General features: G+C 73.6%; 15 protein-coding genes. 10 read left to right on the top strand and 5 right to left on the bottom strand.

Translation table 11 applies throughout. The annotated features are described in order from the left end of the window. Positions 1–2: 2 nt before the first annotated feature. The 5 genes from ACWCHM_RS24960 to ACWCHM_RS24940 all read left to right on the top strand — a co-directional run bounded on the left by ACWCHM_RS24960 (position 3) and on the right by ACWCHM_RS24940 (position 3,699). A complete protein-coding gene (locus tag ACWCHM_RS24960; protein ID WP_204958852.1) occupies positions 3–209 on the top strand; it encodes a heavy-metal-associated domain-containing protein in 207 nt (68 codons plus the stop codon). Between the two features lie 16 nt (positions 210–225). Further along, complete coding sequence (locus ACWCHM_RS24955) at positions 226–435, top strand: hypothetical protein (protein WP_204958998.1); 210 nt, start codon at positions 226–228, stop codon at positions 433–435. A 14-nt stretch (positions 436–449) separates the two neighbouring features. Continuing rightward, positions 450–2,738 carry a heavy metal translocating P-type ATPase gene (locus ACWCHM_RS24950; RefSeq protein ID WP_454220076.1) on the top strand — a complete coding sequence of 763 codons (2,289 nt, stop codon included), beginning with the start codon at positions 450–452 and terminating at the stop codon, positions 2,736–2,738. Between the two features lie 144 nt (positions 2,739–2,882). Then, the gene (locus ACWCHM_RS24945; protein ID WP_088643694.1) at positions 2,883–3,056 is read left to right on the top strand and encodes a CsbD family protein; all 174 of its coding nucleotides are present in this window, start codon (positions 2,883–2,885) and stop codon (positions 3,054–3,056) included. 133 nt (positions 3,057–3,189) lie between these two features. Continuing rightward, complete coding sequence (locus ACWCHM_RS24940; RefSeq protein ID WP_421489561.1) at positions 3,190–3,699, top strand: hypothetical protein; 510 nt, start codon at positions 3,190–3,192, stop codon at positions 3,697–3,699. Between the two features lie 26 nt (positions 3,700–3,725). Here ACWCHM_RS24940 and ACWCHM_RS24935 read toward each other — a convergent pair whose 3' ends face one another. Then, positions 3,726–5,003 carry a DUF2786 domain-containing protein gene (locus ACWCHM_RS24935; RefSeq protein ID WP_454220075.1) on the bottom strand — a complete coding sequence of 426 codons (1,278 nt, stop codon included), beginning with the start codon at positions 5,001–5,003 and terminating at the stop codon, positions 3,726–3,728. 166 nt (positions 5,004–5,169) lie between these two features. Here ACWCHM_RS24935 and ACWCHM_RS24930 point away from each other — a divergent pair, with 166 nt between their 5' ends. After that, positions 5,170–6,057, top strand: a complete 888-nt coding sequence (locus tag ACWCHM_RS24930; RefSeq protein WP_454220074.1) for a DUF3152 domain-containing protein — start codon at positions 5,170–5,172, stop codon at positions 6,055–6,057. Between the two features lie 125 nt (positions 6,058–6,182). Here ACWCHM_RS24930 and ACWCHM_RS24925 read toward each other — a convergent pair whose 3' ends face one another. Further along, on the bottom strand, positions 6,183–6,611 hold the full coding sequence (locus ACWCHM_RS24925) for an ATP-binding protein (protein WP_204958856.1): 429 nt from the start codon (positions 6,609–6,611) through the stop codon (positions 6,183–6,185). A 359-nt stretch (positions 6,612–6,970) separates the two neighbouring features. On the opposite strand from ACWCHM_RS24925, the gene ACWCHM_RS24920 reads away from it, so the two are divergent. From ACWCHM_RS24920 to ACWCHM_RS24910, 3 genes are all read left to right on the top strand, one after another. Beyond that, positions 6,971–8,506: a glycosyltransferase gene (locus ACWCHM_RS24920; RefSeq protein ID WP_454220073.1), complete on the top strand. Its 1,536-nt coding sequence runs from the start codon at positions 6,971–6,973 to the stop codon at positions 8,504–8,506. Positions 8,507–8,640: 134 nt separating this feature from the next. After that, positions 8,641–11,181 (top strand): DUF4118 domain-containing protein, encoded by a 2,541-nt coding sequence (locus ACWCHM_RS24915; RefSeq protein WP_454220072.1) that lies wholly within the window; start codon positions 8,641–8,643, stop codon positions 11,179–11,181. After that, positions 11,178–11,861 (top strand): response regulator, encoded by a 684-nt coding sequence (locus ACWCHM_RS24910; protein ID WP_204958859.1) that lies wholly within the window; start codon positions 11,178–11,180, stop codon positions 11,859–11,861. Before ACWCHM_RS24915 ends, ACWCHM_RS24910 begins: the two co-directional genes overlap by 4 nt. Positions 11,862–11,908: 47 nt before the next feature. Here ACWCHM_RS24910 and ACWCHM_RS24905 read toward each other — a convergent pair whose 3' ends face one another. Further along, positions 11,909–12,340, bottom strand: a complete 432-nt coding sequence (locus tag ACWCHM_RS24905) for a DUF1304 domain-containing protein (protein ID WP_281900911.1) — start codon at positions 12,338–12,340, stop codon at positions 11,909–11,911. Between the two features lie 93 nt (positions 12,341–12,433). Here ACWCHM_RS24905 and ACWCHM_RS24900 point away from each other — a divergent pair, with 93 nt between their 5' ends. Further along, entirely contained in the window at positions 12,434–13,648 is a 1,215-nt protein-coding gene (locus ACWCHM_RS24900) for a PP2C family protein-serine/threonine phosphatase (RefSeq protein ID WP_239485291.1), read from the top strand. Between the two features lie 42 nt (positions 13,649–13,690). Here the strand turns inward: ACWCHM_RS24900 and ACWCHM_RS24895 are convergent, their stop codons facing one another. Next, positions 13,691–14,830: a hypothetical protein gene (locus ACWCHM_RS24895; protein ID WP_454220071.1), complete on the bottom strand. Its 1,140-nt coding sequence runs from the start codon at positions 14,828–14,830 to the stop codon at positions 13,691–13,693. Positions 14,831–15,081: 251 nt separating this feature from the next. Further along, a complete protein-coding gene (locus ACWCHM_RS24890) occupies positions 15,082–18,078 on the bottom strand; it encodes a family 16 glycoside hydrolase (RefSeq protein WP_454220070.1) in 2,997 nt (998 codons plus the stop codon). Positions 18,079–18,115 lie beyond the last annotated feature (37 nt).

Here is an 18,115-nt window from a genome sequence, read left to right as displayed (position 1 = left end):
GCATGATCACGGACTACCAGGTGACGGGCATGACCTGCGGGCACTGCGTCAGCGCGGTCAGCGCCGAGGTGGGTGCCCTTGACGGCGTCACCGACGTCCAGGTCGACCTGGCCTCCGGCCGGGTCGCCGTCACCAGCGACCGCCCGCTGGACACCGCGTCCGTGCGGGCCGCCGTCGACGAGGCCGGCTACGACCTCGTCGAGGCGTGACGGTCCAGGGCGACCGATGAACACACCGACCAGGCTGGGCGGCTTCGCCCTGGTCCTCGCGGTGGTGTTCGGCGCGGCGTACGGGGTCGGCCAGCTGACCGGCCCCGGTACCCCGCCCGCCGAGACCCGCCACGACCCCACGCGACCCGTCCACCGCCCCGACCCTGCCACCGACCCGACGCCGACCGGCACCGGCACCGGCGGGGCCGGTCACACCCACGGTTGACCGGAGGTGCCGCGATGACCCCGACCACCCAGAACCTGCCCACCGCCCCCCACCTGATCGAGCTGGCCATCGGCGGAATGACCTGCGCCTCCTGCGCCGCCCGGATCGAGAAGAAGCTCAACCGGCTCGACGGCGTCGAGGCGAGCGTCAACTACGCCACCGAGAAGGCCACCGTCCGGTACCCCGACGGGGTCACCCCGGACGACCTGATCGCCACCGTCGAGAAGACCGGCTACACCGCCGTCGTGCCGCCCCCGCCCACCCCCGCCGGGACGGAACCGGCCGGTGCGCCGGTCGACGAGCTGGGTGCCCTGCGGACCCGGCTGCGGGTGTCGGCCGTGCTCACCGTGCCGGTGATCGTGCTGGCGATGGTCCCGGCCTGGCAGTTCACCTACTGGCAGTGGCTGTCGCTGACCCTGGCCGCCCCGGTGGTCGCGTACGGCGGGCTGCCGTTCCACCGGGCCGCCTGGACCAACCTGCGGCACGGCGCGGCGACCATGGACACCCTGGTGTCACTCGGCACCCTGGCCGCGTTCGGCTGGTCGCTCTGGGCGCTCTTCCTCGGCGACGCCGGGATGCCCGGGATGACCCACCCGTTCCGGCTGGACGTCGTCCGCACCGGCGGGGCCGGCAACATCTATCTGGAGACCGCCGCCGGGGTGACCGTGTTCCTGCTGGCCGGCCGCTACTTCGAGGCGCGCTCCAAGCGGACCGCCGGGGCGGCCCTGCGCGCCCTGCTCGAACTCGGCGCGCGGGACGTCGCCGTGCTGCGCGGCGGCACGGAGACCCGGGTCCCGGTCGACCGGCTCGTGGTGGGCGACCGGTTCGTGGTCCGGCCCGGCGAGAAGATCGCCACCGACGGGCGGGTCGAGGAGGGCACCTCGGCGGTCGACGCCAGCATGCTCACCGGCGAATCGGTGCCGGTCGAGGTCGGGCCCGGCGACCAGGTGGCCGGTGCCACCGTGAACGCGGGCGGCCGGCTGGTCGTCACCGCCACCCGGGTCGGCGCGGACACCCAGCTCGCCCAGATGGCCCGGCTGGTGGAGGCGGCACAGACCGGCAAGGCCGCCGTGCAGCGGCTCGCCGACCGGATCTCCGGGGTGTTCGTGCCGATCGTCATCGTGCTGGCCGTCGGCACGCTGGGCTGGTGGCTGGGGTCCGGGGCCGGCCCGACCGCCGCCTTCACCGCCGCGGTGGCCGTGCTGATCATCGCCTGTCCGTGTGCCCTCGGCCTGGCCACCCCGACCGCGCTGCTGGTCGGCACCGGGCGCGGCGCCCAGCTCGGCATCCTGATCAAGGGGCCGGAGGTGCTGGAGTCCACCCGGCAGGTCGACACGGTGGTGCTGGACAAGACCGGCACGGTCACCACCGGCCGGATGACCCTGGTCGACATCCGTCCCGTCGAGGGGCAGGACCGGGCCGAACTGCTCCGGCTCGCCGGGGCGGTCGAGGCCGGCTCGGAGCACCCGATCGCCCGCGCCGTGGCGGCAGGTGCCGCCGGGGCCGGTGAGCTGCCGTCGGTCACCCGGTTCGCCGCCGCCGAAGGGCTCGGCGTCACCGGCACCGTCGACGGCCACGACCTCGTCGTCGGGCGGCCACGGCTGCTCCGCGAGCGGGGTCTGGACGTACCGGAGGAGGTGGTCCGGGCGGTGGCCGAGGCGGAGGCCGCCGGGCGTACGGCGGTGGTGGCGGGCTGGTCCGGGCGGGCCCGGGGCGTCCTCGCGGTCGCCGACGTGGTCCGGCCCACCAGCCGGGCGGCGATCGCCGGCCTGCGCGCCCTGGGCCTGACCCCGGTGCTGCTCACCGGGGACAACGCGACAGTCGCGCAGGCGGTGGCCGCCGAGGTGGGCATCGACCAGGTGACCGCCGAGGTGCTGCCGGCCGACAAGGTCGACGTGGTCCGCCGGCTCCAGGCGCAGGGTCACACGGTCGCCATGGTCGGCGACGGGATCAACGACGCGCCGGCCCTGGCCCAGGCCGACCTGGGACTGGCCATGGGCACCGGCACCGACGTGGCGATCGAGGCGTCCGACCTGACCCTGGTCCGGGGCGACCTGACCGCCGCGGTGGACGCGATCCGGCTCTCCCGGCGCACCCTCGCGGTGATCAAGGGCAATCTGTTCTGGGCGTTCGCCTACAACGTGGCCGCCCTCCCGCTGGCCGCCGCCGGCCTGCTCAACCCGATGATCGCGGGCGCGGCGATGGCCTTCTCGTCGGTCTTCGTGGTGGCCAACAGCCTCCGCCTCCGCCGCTTCCCGACCACCCCGCACCCCGCACGAGCGCGATCCGGGCAGCCGGGTTGATCAAGAGGTGCGCGTCACCCGCCGGCTCGCTGGTGACGCAAACCTCTTGATCAACGGGCGGGGGCCGGTGGCGGTGCGTTTTGGGGACGAGGGGTGGGGGTATCTGGGTGTCGTTGGAAGAAATGCTTTATTCGGGAGGCTCTCATGGGGTTCGACGACAAGATCGGCAACACGACCGAGAACACCGCCGGCAAGATCAAGGAAGGCGTCGGCCGGGCGACCGACAACGAGCGCCTTGAGGCCGAGGGCCGCAACGACCAGGCCAAGTCCAGCCTCAAGCAGGCCGCCGAGAAGGTCAAGGACGCCTTCAAGAGCTGAACCGCACCACCGTCACGCCGGACCGACCCCGTCGGGCCGGCGTGACGCGTGTCCGGGTCCGCCGATTCGATTTCCCGCCGGGTCGTGCGGCATCGTGTCGCGGTACGGCCGTCACACCGAACGGGGAAAGTCGATGCATCGCCGCTCCACCACCGCACTCACCCTCGCCGTCCTCGCCGTCATCGCCGCCGGCTGCTCGGACGGCGGCACCGGCACCGACGCCGCACCCGGCCCGTCGGCCACCGCCACCACCGGGGAACCCACACCCCAGACGGCGACCACCACCGCCCCGGAGAGCACCGGACCGCCCGCCGGCACCGCCGCGAACACCGCCCAGGTCTGCCGCGCCGTCGACCAGCTGATCATCGACGGCAGCCGGCAGATCACCGCCGACTCGGCCGACGCCACCCGCGAGGAACTCACCCCGGAGCAGCTCAACGGCAAGCTCAAGGGGCGGCTGAGCCGGCTCGCCGACGACGTCCGCGCGCAGGCCCGCAAGGCCCGGGACGACCGGATCAGGAAGCTGGTGGAGGAGACCGCCACGAAGATCGACGCCGGGGCGTCGGCCAAGAGCCCGGCGAGCTGGATGGGCACCGACTTCGTCGACATCCCGCCCCGGCTCACCCGCGACTGCCACGTCTGAGCCGGCGCTACGGCTCAGGCGACAGCTCAGCGTCGACCGGTCAGCGGGCGGGACGGCGGCGCGCTACCGGCGAGCGAGGCCCGGTCGGCGGCGGAGGTGCCGGACTGCCAGCCCTCGGCGTCCCGGACGGTCAGCCGGGCCCGGGTGACCCCGGGGAAGAGGGTGTCCATCCGCTCCCGCACCGCGCCTGAGCGGGCCGCGAGCACCGGCAGCAGCCGGTCCGCCCCGGTGTCCTGCGCCGCCTGCCGGTCCGCCGATTCGGTCGCCGCCCGCAGCCGCTCACCGATGCGCAGCGCGAAGGCGTGCAGGAAAGCCTCGTCGTACGCCTTGGTCCGCCGGCCGCCGCCGCGTCGTTCCCGCCGGCCGCGCAGCATCGCGGCGGTGGCCTGCACCAGCAGCGAGGTATGCAGCAGTTCGACCGCCTCCAGATCGGCCGGGAAGCCGAGCACGGTGGCGAAACCGAGGTCGTCGGACCAGACCGACTCGCACCGGTTCGCCGTCGCCACCTCCTGCACCAGCAGCGCCTTCGCGCCCGCGTAGGGGGCGTCGGTGCCGATCCGCACCCCGCCGGGATGGTCCGGGTGGATCGCGGCCGACTCGACCAGCGCCCGTTCCAGGCTGTGCCGGGCGATCAGTTCCTGCGCCTTCCCGGTGAACGCCTCCGCCTCGGCGGGGAAGGTGGTGGACTCGGCCTTGGCCAGCAGCGCCCGTACCCGGTCCAGGACGCGGGAGCCGGACGGACCGCGCGGCCCGGTCACCGTCACGGCACCGTGGCCGCCGGGCGGTGGGCGCAGCACCGCGATCGGCGGCAGCCCGGCCAGCAGCGCCAGCACCTCGACGGCGTCCCGCAGGGCGGCGATCCGGTCCGTGCCCTCACGGACCGCCCACCCGCCCAGCCAGCCCGCGTCGCCGTCCCAGCGGACCCGGGCGTCCAGGTCGGCCAACTGGTCGTCCCACCACTGCGGCACCGGGCCGGGCTCGGCCGCCCGGTCGGCGGCGAGCGCGTCGACGACCAGCCGCCCGGGGCGCGCGCCGAGCCGGCGGGCCACGATCCGGGCCACGTCGACCGGCTGCCAGCCCCGTGGCCACAGCCGGTGCACCGCGGCGACGAGCCGGCGCAGCAGGGCGGCGTCCACCGCCGTCGGCCCGGCGGCCCCGTCGTCGGCACCCCGGCCGCCGTCGTCGCCGGGCCGCGCCGGGGCGCTGCCGACCACCAGCCGGTCCAGCTTCCGCTCCGCGTCGCGTACGTCGGTGCCGCGCACCGCCGTGACCGCGGCGGTGATCAGGGCGTCGGCGTCCGGCACGGGGGTCCTTCCTCGGGGGACGACGGCCGGACGGTGTCCGGATCGTCGGGAGTGTCTGCCCGGCAACGGTACCCGCACCCGGATTGCCCCTCCCCGGCACTCATCCGTTCGCCTCCCGGGTCCGTACTCCTGCCCGGAGTGGATCCGGGTGGACGGGAGGCGAACGGTGAGCACCCTGACGGTGAGCGAGTCCGTCGACCGTGGCCGGCACCGGGGGCGACGGCGGGGCGTGACCCCGGCCGGCGTCCTGACGGTGGTGCTGGTGGTGGCGGGACTGGCCGCCGGTGGCGCGGTGGTGGCCCAGCGGCAGGGCATCGACCTGGGTGCCCTCGTCGGCGACGTACGGCGGGAACCGCTGCGGTCGGCCAACGCGGCGGTGCCGCCGGTGCCCCCCGGGGCGCAGGCTCCCGCCCCGCTCTCCTCCGCCGTGCCTTCCGCCGCCGCGCCCGCTCCGGCGCTGCGCTATCCGCAACGGGGGACCGGCACCTGGCGGACGGCGACCGCGCAGGGGGCGGTGGCCGGGCGCGGCGGGCAGCTCCTGCGCTACCGGGTGGCGGTGGAGGGTGGCATCGACGACGTCGACCCGGAACGGTTCGGTCGGGAGGTGGCGGTGGTGCTCGCCGACCGCCGGGGCTGGACCGCCGACGGCAGGTGGCGGCTGCAACGGGTCGGCGGCGACACCCCGGCCGACTTCACCGTGATGCTGACCACCCCGGTCACCCGGGGCGAGTTGTGCGGGGACACCTCCGACCGGTACACCTCCTGCCGCAACGGCGACCGGGTGGTGGTCAACGTGGCGCGTTGGGCCCGGGGCGTGCCCGACTTCCGGGGCGACCTCGGCACCTACCGGGCGTACGTGCTCAACCACGAGGTGGGGCACCGGCTGGGCCGGGGGCACGAACGGTGTCCGGCCGCGGGCGGGCCGGCCCCGGTGATGCAGCAGCAGACCCTGGGCCTGCACGGCTGCCGGCCGAACGCCTGGCCGATGGTGGGCGGTGCCCTGCTCACCGGCCCGGCCGGCGAGTACGACGACCCGATCCCCTCCGACGACTGACCCCGGCCTGCGGGCGGGCGTTGACCTACCCGAGATGGGCGACGATGCGCTGCCCGGCCGGAGTGAAGGCGGATTGTCGGTCCCGTTGAGGTGACCAGTCGCGCGTCGCCCGTCGCGCTGCCCGGTCACCGGCGGGGGAAGGACGCCCAGATGTTCTTGGTGCGGTCGGTGGCGTACCAGCCGACCTTGAGCGAGACGGCCATGGCGATCTGGAGGCCCCGGCCCCCGGCCCCCATCGGGCGGGTGTCGGCCAACTCGGGGATGGTGCTGAGGTCGTGGTCGGCCACGTCGAGGATGAGCGAGTCGTCGACCGTCAGCAACCGGACAATGGTCGGTGGAATGCCATGTTTGAGGGCATTCGTGGCGAGTTCGGTGGCAACCAGGACGATCAACTCGGGAATCTCTTCCATCCGCTGACCGTCGAGGAGCTGCTCACCGGTGAGGGCCTCGTGCAGGGAGGCACGCAGGGCGCGCAGGTCGGCGGGATCGGCCAGTTCCCACCGGCGCAATTCGGTGGCCTGCGGCGGGGGCGGCGAGGTGAGAAGCTGTGCCATGATCCCGGTTTACCCTACGTAGCGGCCCACCATGCCATCCCGGCTGTCGGGGATTCGTCGCATGCCACCCGTCGTACCGGCCCCGCGCGCCGGCCCGTTCCCCGCCCCCGCGCAGTCCGGTCGGGTGTGCTTCGGGCCACTGTCCAGGGTGGTGTGCCAGGCCGGGACGGGTGGGGGTCCGCCGGCACGCCGGCAATCGCAGAAACCATCCGATTCGGGGCCTGCGTGAGCCCGTGCGGTCGCGTAAAGTCCGCAAACTGAACGGGCCATGTCGGCGACGGAACGCCCCGCTAACGGGTGCCCGTCCGCACGGTTGGGCGCATCCCCGCGCCGGCTCGCGGACCGCCTCAGGAAGAGCCATGACCGCCAGTACGAATACCCCCAAGGTGACCGTCGTGGTCCCGGCGTACAACTCCGGACCGCACATCGAGAAGCTCGTCACCTCGCTGCTGCGGCAGTCACTGCCGGCCAGCGAGTTCGAGGCGATGTTCGTCGACGACGGCTCGACCGACTCGACCGGTGCCCGGCTCGACGAACTGGCCGCCGCCCACCCGCACTTCCGGGTGCTGCACATCGACAACTCCGGCTGGCCGTCGCGGCCCCGCAACCTCGGTGTCGAGCACGCCCGGGGCGAGTACGTCTTCTTCGCCGACGACGACGACTGGTTCGGCGAGGAGGCCCTCGAACGCCTGTACGCCTGCGCGACCGCGCACGACGCGGACCTGGTGATCGGCAAGATGGCCGGACACCGCCGGTCGGTGCCGCGTGAGCTGTTCCGGCGCAACCGGTTCGACGCCACCCTGGAGAACGCTCCCCTGATCGACAGCCTCACCGCGCACAAGCTGTTCCGACGCTCCTTCCTCGTCGAGCACGGCCTGCGGTTCCCCGAGGGCAAGCGTCGGCTGGAGGACCACGTCTTCGTCACCCGGGCGTATTTCCTGTCCCGGCGCACCTGCGTGCTGGCCGACTACGTCTGCTACCACCACCAGCGGCGGGTCGACGCCGGCAACGTCACGGCCACCGCGCTGGAGCCGGCCGGCTACTTCGTCAACCTGCGCGAGGCGCTCGACATCGTCGACGAGCACACCGAGCCCGGCCCGCTGCGCGACCGGCTGCACCGGCGGTGGCTGCGCAACGAGATGGTGTCCCGGTTGCGCGGCCGACGACTGCTCGACGCGCCCGCCGACTGGGTGGACCAGTTGGTCGGCGAGGCGCAGCGGACGATCCGGGACCGGTTCGCCCCGGGCGTCGCCGCCGGCCTTCCGCCGCTGCAACGGATCATCACCAGGCTCATCGAGCAGGGGCGCACCCCGGACCTGCGCCGGCTCGCCGGGTGGGAGGCGGCCGTACGGGCCGCGCCCACCGTGCAGCGGGTCGAGCGGGACGCCACCACCCTGACCGTCAGGCTCACCGCCGAGCTGTTCTTCGGCGACCAGCCGCTCACCCTCACCGCCGACGGCGAGCAGCGGCTGCTGGTGGTGCCGGTGGACGACCTCCCGGCCGACCTGCGGGACGCCACCGCCCGGATCAAGCAGTCCAAGCTCGACGTGATCGCCAGGCGGCGGGACACCCGGGAGGAGTTCTTCGTACCGGTCACCGGCACCGTCGAGCTGGTCCCGGCGGCCGACGGCATGCTGCGGCTGGTCCAGCGGGGCACCGCCCGCCTCGACGTCGGGGCGCTCAACGGCGGCCGGAGCAGGGGCACCTGGGACCTCAAGGTCCGGGTCACCTGCTGCGGTTGGACCGAGGACGCCAGCCTCCCGGTGGCGTTCCGTTGCGCGACCGACGGGGCCCGGCCGGTCTCCGTGCCGTACCTGGGCAGCCTGCGTTTCCGGCTGCGACGGGCGGTGGCGCGTCGGGTGCCCGAGTCGATCCGGCGGGCCATCCGCCGCTGACGCAGTCCCCACGGTGAACGTGCTGGAACTCAACCTGGTCCTGGACCGCAGCCTGCCCACCCGCTGACCCCGACGCCGACACCTCCATCAGGCGGTCGCGCCCGGGGCGGCACGCACAGCGGGAGGATGGACGCGTGCTACGAGGTGAACTGCGCATCTACCTGGGCGCCGCCCCCGGGGTCGGCAAGACGTACGCGATGTTGGAGGAGGCCAGGCGGCGGGCCGAACGGGGCACCGACGTGGTGGTCGGCCTGGTGGAGACGCACGGCCGGCCGCAGACCGCCGCGATGATCGGCGACCTGGAGGTGCTGCCCCGCCGCCCGCTGCGCTACCGGGGCGTCGATTTCACCGAGCTGGACCTGGACGCCGTCCTTGAACGCCGGCCCGAGGTGGTGGTGGTCGACGAGTTGGCCCACACCAACGTGCCCGGCTCCCGGCACCAGAAACGCTGGCAGGACGTCCAGGAACTGCTTGACGCGGGCATCTCGGTGCTGTCGACGGTCAACGTGCAGCACCTGGAGTCGCTCAACGACGTCGTCACGCAGATCACCGGCACCACCCAGCGGGAGACCGTCCCGGACGCCGTGGTCCGCGCCGCCGAGCAGGTCGAACTGGTCGACATGACCCCGGAGGCGCTGCGCCGGCGGATGGCGCACGGCAATATTTACGGCCCCGACAAGATCGACGCGGCGCTGGGTAACTACTTCCGGGTCGGCAACCTCACCGCGCTGCGCGAGCTGGCCCTGCTCTGGCTGGCCGACAAGGTCGACGACCAGCTCGACCGGTACCGGGCCCAGCAGGGTATCTCCGACACCTGGGAGGCCCGGGAACGGGTCGTCGTCGCCCTCACCGGCGGCCCCGAGGGGGAGACGCTGATCCGTCGGGCCGCCCGGATCGCCGCCCGGAGCAAGGGTGCCGACCTGCTCGCCGTGCACGTGGCCCGCGACGACGGACTGGCCGGGGCGGACCCGGCCCAGCTCGCCCGGCAGCGGGTCCTGGTGGAGAGCCTCGGCGGCAGTTACCACCAGGTGCTCGGCGCGGACGTCCCGGCCGCCCTGCTCGACTTCGCCCGGGGGGTCAACGCCACCCAACTGGTGCTCGGGGCGAGCCGGCGCGGCCGGTTCGCCCAGCTGTTCGCCCGGGGCGTCGGCGTGACGACCACGGCCCGCTCCGGGGCGATCGACGTACACCTGGTCACCCATCCGGAGGCCGGTCGGGGTCGGCGCGGGCCGGGGGTGCCGGCGGCGCTGTCCCGGCGGCGTCGACTGCTCGGCTTCGCGCTCGCCGGGCTGGGCCTGCCGCTGCTCACCCTGCTGCTGTCGGTGCTGCCGGACCTCACCCTGACCAACGACATTCTGATCTTCCTGGCCGGGGTGGTCGGGGTGGCGCTGGTCGGTGGGCTGTGGCCGGCGCTGGTCGCTGCGCTCGGTGGGTCGCTGCTGTTGAACTGGTTCTTCACCCCGCCGTACCGCACGTTGACCATCGCCGAGGCGGACAATCTGCTCGCGTTGGGTGTCTTCGTGGCGGTGGCGGTCGCGGTGAGTGGGGTGGTGGATGTGGCGGCCCGGCGTACCCGGGAGGCGGCCCGTGCCGCCGCCGATGCGCAGACCCTGGCGGTGGTCGCCGGCAGCGTGCTGCGCGGCGAGCGGCCGTTGCCGGCGCTGTTGGACCGGTTGCGGGAGACCTTCGGGCTGCGCGCGGTCAGCGTGCTCGAACTCGCCCCCGAGGCGCAGGGGCGGCCCGGCCGGGCCCACGAGGAGGGCGTGTGGCGTCGGGTCGCCAGCGTCGGGGTGGACCCGGCCGGCAGCCCCGGCGCGGGGGAGACCACGGTGCCGGTCGACGAGCGGTTGACCGTGGTGCTCTCCGGTCGTCGGTTGGAAGCCGCGGATCGGCGCATCGTGGAGGCGTTCGCCGCGCAGGCCGCTGTCGCGCTGCGCCAGGAACGGCTCGCCGAGGAGGCCGCCACCGCCCGGCCGCTCGCCGAGGCCGACCGGTTGCGCACCGCGTTGCTCGCCGCCGTCAGCCATGACCTGCGTACGCCGTTGGCGTCGGCGAAGGCGGCGGTGAGCAGTCTGCGCAGCCCTGACGTCGAGTTCGACCCGGAGGACCGGGCCGAGTTGTTGGCCACCGCCGACGAGTCGTTGGACCGGCTGGGTCGGCTGGTGGCGAACCTGCTGGACATGAGCCGGTTGCAGGCCGGCGTGTTGGGCGTCGCCCGTACCGCGGTCGGGTTGGAGGATGCCGTACCGCTGGCCCTGGACGAGCTGGGGCCGGCCGCCGCCGGGGTGCGCACCGACATCCCGGCCGACCTGCCGGCGGTCGACGCCGACCCGGGCCTGCTGGAACGGGTGCTGGTCAACGTCGTGGCGAACGCCCTGCGGCACAGCCCGGCCGGCCGGCCGCCCACGATCACCGCCAGCGCCCACGCCGGGCAGGTGGAGCTACGGGTCATCGACACCGGGCCGGGTATCCCCGAGGACCGGTGGGAGCACGTCTTCCTGCCGTTCCAGCGGCTCGGCGACCGGGACAACCGGACCGGGGTGGGACTCGGGCTGGCCCTGTCCCGGGGCCTGGCCGAAGCGATGGGTGGCAGCATCACCCCGGAGACCACCCCCGGCGGAGGGCTGACCATGGTGCTGCGGCTACCCGCCGCCGACGAGAGGCCGGACCGGTGACCCGCATCCTGGTCGTCGACGACGAACCACAGATCCTGCGCGCGCTGCGGATCAACCTGCGCGCCCGCGGCTACGACGTCGAGGTCGCCGACACCGGCACGGCCGCGCTGAAGGCCGCCGCCGGCCACCCGCCGGACCTGGTGGTGCTCGACCTCGGCCTGCCCGACCTCGACGGTGTGGACGTCATCCGGGGCCTACGCGGCTGGACCACCGTGCCGATCATCGTGCTGTCCGGGCGAGCCGGCAGCGCCGACAAAGTCGCCGCCCTCGACGCCGGCGCCGACGACTACGTCACCAAACCGTTCGGGGTCGACGAACTGCTCGCCCGCATCCGCGCCGTCACCCGCCGCCTCACCGCCGCACCTGCCGACGCCACCGCCACGGCGCGGGTGGGACGACACACCGTCAACCTCGCCACCCACACCGTCACCAGCGACGACGGCACCGACACCCGGCTGACCCCCACCCAGTGGGCCGTGCTCGAACGACTGCTGCGCCACCCCGGCAAACTGATCAGCCAGCGGCAGCTCCTGCACGACGTGTGGGGCCCGGAATACCAGCAGGAGACCAACTACCTGCGGCAGTACCTGGCCCAGCTGCGACGCAAGCTCGAAGACGACCCCGCCCGCCCCCGGCACCTCATCACCGAACCCGGCATGGGCTACCGCTACCGCCCCTGACCGGCACGGTCCGACCGGGCGTCCGCGCCGGGTCGTGGCCCGCCAGCTCAGCCGAGGCTGAGGCCGATCGCCAGGGCGACGACGGCGAGCAGCGGGGGGACGAGCTGCTTGAGCGCGGCGCTCGCCTTCGACGGTGACGAGACCAGGAGCACCAGACCGGCGGCGACCATCGACCCGGCGCCGACGAAGACCAGCGTCGCGCCGACGGCGTGTGCGCCCACGGCGTACGCGACGATGCCGACGACGATCGCGACGGCCAGGAACAGGTTGTAGAAGCCCTGGTTGAAGGCGAGCTGCCGGGTCACCTCCGCCTCCTCCCGGCTGGTGCCGAAGACCGCGCGGGCGCGGGCGCTGGTCCAGACCACCGACTCCAGGTAGAAGATGTAGGCGTGGATGAGGCCGGCGATGCCGGCCAGGACGAGTCCCGCGACGACCACGCCGCTGCCTCCTTCGTTCGCGCGGACGGAGATGTCCGCCACCGTCATTCTCCCTGCCCGCCACGCTCGCCGAGTCGGGTGTTGGCTGTTTGCCGTCGGCCTCCTACGGTGGGGGAGACGTGGGGGAGGCTCAGGTTGTTCGACGCGGGTGACGCGGTGCGTTGGCTCCAGCTCGCCGCACCCCGGGGCGGGCCGGACGACCTGCCGCTACTGGTGAACCGGGTCGCGCCGGCCGTGGACGCCACCGAGATCGTGATCTACCTGGCGGACTACCAGCAGGCGAGCCTGGTGCCACTGCTCGGCGTCGGGCCGGTCCGGGAGAGCCTGTCGATCGAGACGACCCTCGCGGGCAGGGCGTTCACCGGTCTCGACGTGCAACGGGCAGCCGACAATCCGGACCGGATCTGGGTGCCGCTGCTGGTCGGGTGCGAGCGGATGGGCGTCCTGGAGATCGTCTCGCCGGCCGCCGGTGACCGCGCCCTGGACGGGCCCGCCCGGGAGCTGGCGACCTGCGTCGGTCAGCTGGTGGTGAACCGCCGGCCGTACGGTGACGTGGTCGAACGGCTGCGACGGCGGCTGCCCATGCAGGTCGCCGCCGAGATCCTCTGGGGGCTGCTGCCGCCGCTGACCTTCGCCACCGACGACATGGTGCTCACCACCATCCTCGAACCGTGCTACGACGTCGGCGGCGACGTCTTCGACTACGCGCTCAACGGCGACGTGCTCAGCGTCGGGCTCTTCGACACCTGCGGGCACGGCATCAAGGCGAGCACCCTGGCCTCACTCGCGGTCAGCGCCTACCGCAACGCCCGCCGCTGCGGCCTCGACCTGGTCGACACGGCCCTCAGCATCGACAAATGGATACGCTCCGAGCACCCGCACCTGTTCGCCACCGCGCTCCTCGTCGAGCTGGAGCCGAGCACCGGCCGGCTCCGGATGATCAACGCCGGCCACCCGGGCGCCCTGCTGTTGCGCGACGGCAAGGCGATCCGGGAACTGCCGGGCCCGACCGCGCTCCCGCTCGGCCTGGGCCACCTGGCGACCCAGCGCCCCGGGGTGTACGAGGAGGAGCTGCACCCCGGGGACCGCATCCTCGCCTACACCGACGGCATCACCGACGCGCGCGGCGTCGACGGGGAACGGTTCGGGTTGACGCGGCTCGTCGACTTCGTCAACCGGGCACTCAACGACCGGTTGGCCACCCCGGAGACGATGCGCCGGCTGGTGCGCGCGGTGGTGGCCTACCAGGAGGGGCAGCTCGACGACGACGCTACGGCGCTGCTGCTGGAGTGGCGTCCACCGCGTACCCACCTGCCCGACCTGCCCGGGGGCCCGACGCCGGGTCGCTGAGCGACCCGCGTGTGGGGCGGCCGGCGGTGCCGGGACGACGGGTCATCCGTTCGGGTCGGTGTCCCGGTGATCGGGGCGGGGCACCGGGACCGGGTCGGTCCGTGGGGGCCGGTCGGGCTCGGTGAGCTGGAGCAGGCGGTACATGGTGCGCCGCAGCAGCTCCGCGGCGTCGCCCGGGCGGGCGGTCAACGCGCCCAGCACCGCTGCCGGGTCGATCCGGCCGGTGAGAGCGAACTGGGGCAGCAGGGGCCGGTGCAGGTCCAGCCGGGGCGCGTGCAGGGCGAGCAGGTGTTGCGGCGTACCGGGGGCGGGTGCCGGTTCCGGGGCGGGGAGCACCAGGGTCGGACGTCCGACGGCGGCGGCGTAGGCGGTGACGGAGCCGTGGTCACCGATGACGTGGTCGGCGGCGACCACCGGGGCCCGCCAGTCCTCGGTCGGCTCGGGCAGCAGCAGCCCGGCGTCGAGGCAGTTCCGGAGCCAGGCGCGGATCTGGCGGTGCCCGTGAGCGGCCCAGATTGCCGGGTGTAGCAGCGCGGCGACCCGGTAGCGCTCGGCCGGGAGCTGTGCCATCACCTGCGGTAGCAGTTCGGGCCAACGTCCGAAGCTACCCTCCGGGCCCCAGGTGGAGGCGACCACCACGAGTTCCTGGTGTTCGCCCAGCCCCATGGCCCGTCGGTAGTCCGGGCGGCGGGGCAGGCTGGCGACGAGCCGGTCGACGCAGGGGTCGCCGACGACCACTGCCGTTGCGAGCGCGTCCGGGCACTGCCGTCGCAGCACCTCCACCTCGTATTCGTGGGAGAGGGCGAGAGCCGCCGGGAGCACCCGCCCGTCATGGGTGAGCCGTTGCGCGTCGAGACCGTAGACGGGGTGGTCGGCGGGTGCCGGTACGGCGCTCGGGCCGGAGCGGACCCGCTTGCTGCGTCCGGCTCCGTGGGCGAGCAGTAGCAGGGGCGCGTGGAGTTCATGCAGTCCGCCGTGGGCGGCGGCGAGGCCGAGATCGAAGCGTTCCCGAACGGCCTGCTGCCAGGGCAGGACGAGTGCGCCGAGCCCGTCGAGGAGTTGTTCCACCCGGTGGTTGAAGACGTCCGGGGCGATGGTGAAGACCACCTGCACCCGGGGGTCGCTCTCGACGTACCCGATGACGTCGAGCAACCGGTGGCAGCTCGCGAGGGTGTGGGTCACGACGAGCACGGTGTGGCAGCCCGACCGGGTCACCCAGCGGTCGGCATCGATGCCGATGGGGGCGGGTGGCCACGCCGACGTCATGGCTCGCCCCCCTCGACCGTCCCACTGTCCGATCAGGACGGTACCGCTGCTGCGGGACTCCCGTCAGCGGCGGGCGGTCCGCGCAACGGCGACGGCCGGCCGACCCAGAACGCGGAGCGGCCGGGACCGCCGTGGCGGCCCCGGCCGCATCCCGGCCGGCGGTGCGGTCACCCGTCCAGCGGTTTGATCCAGATGTTGCGGTACTGGACCGGGTTGCCGTGATCCTGGAGCCGGATGGCGCCGGCCGCCGGGCCCTCGGGCCGGCTGCCGCCGGTCGGGCCGAGGATCTCCACGTCGTCGTGCACGGTGACGCCGTTCCACACCACGGTGACCCGGGGGTTCGCCACCTTGACGCCGGCCGCGTCGTAGCGGGCCTGGCGGTACTCGATGACGTACGTCTGCCAGGTCTGCGGCGGGCGGGCCGCGTTCACGTCGGGCGCCTTCTGGGTGTAGATGGCGGCGGCGTCGTTGTTCTGCGGCGGGTCGATGCCGAACGAGTCGAGCACCTGGATCTCGTAGCGGTCCTGGAGGTAGACGCCGCTGTTGGCGCGCTGCTGGCCGGTCACCTCCGGTGGGTAGAGCGGCAGGTTGAACTCGACGTGCAGCCGGAAGTCGCCGAAGGCCTGCACGGTACGCAGGTCGCCGCCGCGTACGGTCATGGTGTTGCCGTCGAGCGTCCACTCCGGTTCGCGCCCGTCGGTGTGCTGCCACTCGGTGAGGTCACCGCCGTCGAACAGGGTGATCCGTTCCCCGCGTGGCCGGACGGCGAGCACGTCGAGGTTGACGTGGCCGGAGTCGGCGCTCTCCTTGCGGTACTCGACGATGTTGCGGCCCCGGCGCAGGTGCGCCTTGGTGGTGACGGTGCCCCACTCCTCCCAGGTGACGGTGGACGGGAAGACCGTCTGTCCGATCCGTTTGCCGTTGACGTACAGGCTGAGTTGCTTGGGGCCGGAGAACGGGTTGGGGCCGTTGCTGTAGCGCATCGCCAGGTCGTGGGTGCCGGCCTCGGCCACGTCGACGGAGATCCGGGTGGACGCGCCGTCGTCGGCGAACCCGGCGGCGAACCCGGCACCGGAGTAGGCGGCGTGGTCGGTGGCCATCCCGACGCCGACGGTGCGGCCCTCCTCGGCCTCGAAGAACGTCTGCGGCTGAGCCACCCGGCCGGGGATCTCGTTGAGCGTGTACCAGGCTTCGGTGTTCCACAGCTGCTCACCGTCGACGGCGGAGAACGGGCGCGGCGAGCGGACGTGCACCACCCGGTTCTCCTTGAGACCGGGGATGCGCAGCCGGACGGTCCGCCCGTTGGCCGCCAGCACCGCCCTGGTCACGGTGAGTTTCTCCAGGTCGAGCTTGGGACCGCCGTACTGGCTGGTCGCCCCGTAGCGCCACTGCGTCACCTGGTACGCCTCGGCGAGCCGGGCGGCGGTTTCGGCCGAGACCGGCTCGGTGTACTCCAGGTCGAACCCGTTGGCGGTGGCCCGCATCTGCTTGACCTCGAAGGTCGAGGTGCCGTTGGGGGTGAGCTTCTGGAGGCCGTAGCTGAGTTTGCCCTCCTGGCCCCAGTTGCCGCCGGCACCCACGCCGCCCACGTAGAGCGCGCCGTCGGGGCCGAGGGTGACCTCGTTGACGCCGGCCTCCAGGCCCTGCGTGTGCCGGAACACCGCCCCCTGGTACTGCCCCTCGACCTCGTCGAGGTACACCCGCTGCAGGCCGCCGTAGGTGACGTCGCCGACGACGACCTGCCCGGCGTACGGGCCCTGGGTCAACAGCACCGGGCTGGACGGGGAGTTGCCGATCTCGTTCTGCGGGAGCCAGGCGATCGGCCGGGTCACCGGTTTGTCGTCGTACGGCCCGTCGGGGCTGGTGTAGTGGTTGAAAAACGCCCCCTGCTGGATCTGGACCAGCTTGGACGCGGGCAGCCAGCCACCCTGGTTGTCGGTGACGAAAACCTCGCCGCGCGGCCCCCAGCCGATCCCGTTCGGGGTACGCAGCCCGCCGGCCACGTACGTGATCTTGCCGGTCCGGGCGTTGACCCTGATCGAGGTGCCCCGATTCGGTGCGGGCTGCGGCACGGTGGTGGCGCCGCCCTGGTTGATCGCGACCGACAGGTTGAGGTGGAAGAACCCGTCCCGGTAGAGCAGGCCGAACGCGAACTCGTGGAAGTTGCCGCCCCACGGCCAGGTGGCGACCGTACGCCGGTCGTCGGCGACGCCGTCGTCGTCGGTGTCGCGCAGCGCGGTCAGTTCGTGCTTCTGGCTGACGTAGACGGTGCCGTCGACCACGGCGACGCCCTGCGGCTCGCGTAGCCCGTCGGCGAACCGGCGGTACGTCACCTGGTCGGGGCCGGTCGCGCCGGTGACGCCCGTGGCCACCCAGATCTCGCCGGTGGCGTTGTCGGTGCCGCCCCAGGTGCTCAGCACCAGCGCGCCGTCGGGCCGGAACGCCATCCCGGTGACCTGCGGCCGGAACCCGTCGGGGCGCAGGTCGGTGAGGGTGTAGCCGGGGTGCACCCGGTCGAGCGGCAGGCCGTCGCCGGCCGAGTCGGTGGCCCCCTCGCAGTATTTCCAGCCGGGCGCGGTGACCCGGACCACCCCGGCGTCGGTGCTCAGCGCGGAGGTCGGGACGAGGGTGAAGTCGGCGCTGCCCGGTGGACGCCACTCCAGCCGGAGCACCTGGCCGCCGCCGTCGTCGAAGTGCTCGATGCGCAGCGGGTGCCGGCCGGCGGTGAGGGTGGCCGTCCCCTCCTTGGCGGTTTCCCCGTGCAGCCCGTCGTGGTCGACGACGACGGTGTCGCCGATGCTCAGCCGGGAGCCGTCGTCGCTGGTGAGGCGGAAGGCGTAGCTGCCGTCGACGGGGGCGGCCAGGTTGCCGGTGACGTGGCTGACGAACCGGTCGGCGAGTCCGAAGTCGTCGGTGCTACTCCAGTTGACCTGCGGCATCAGCTTGTCGACGTTCGGCGTCTGGGCGGGCTTGAGGGTGCACAGCGCCGACAGCGGGGTGCCCATGTCGTACGTGCGCAGGGTGACGCCGGGTTCCTGCGGCGGGAGGTCGGCGACGGGCGCGGCGGTGGCCGGGGTGACGGACCCGGTGGCGAGGACGGTCGCCAGGGCGGTGCCGGCGGCCACGAGCGCGGATCTGTGTCGCCGCCGGTGCGGGGTGGTCATGGTGCCTCCAGTGGTGGTGGGCCCGGCCGGGGGACCG

This window comes from Micromonospora sp. SCSIO 07396, from assembly GCF_053667945.1.
The sequence above is the reverse complement of the archived record's forward strand: the minus strand, read 5'-3'. Positions and strand labels throughout refer to the sequence as shown.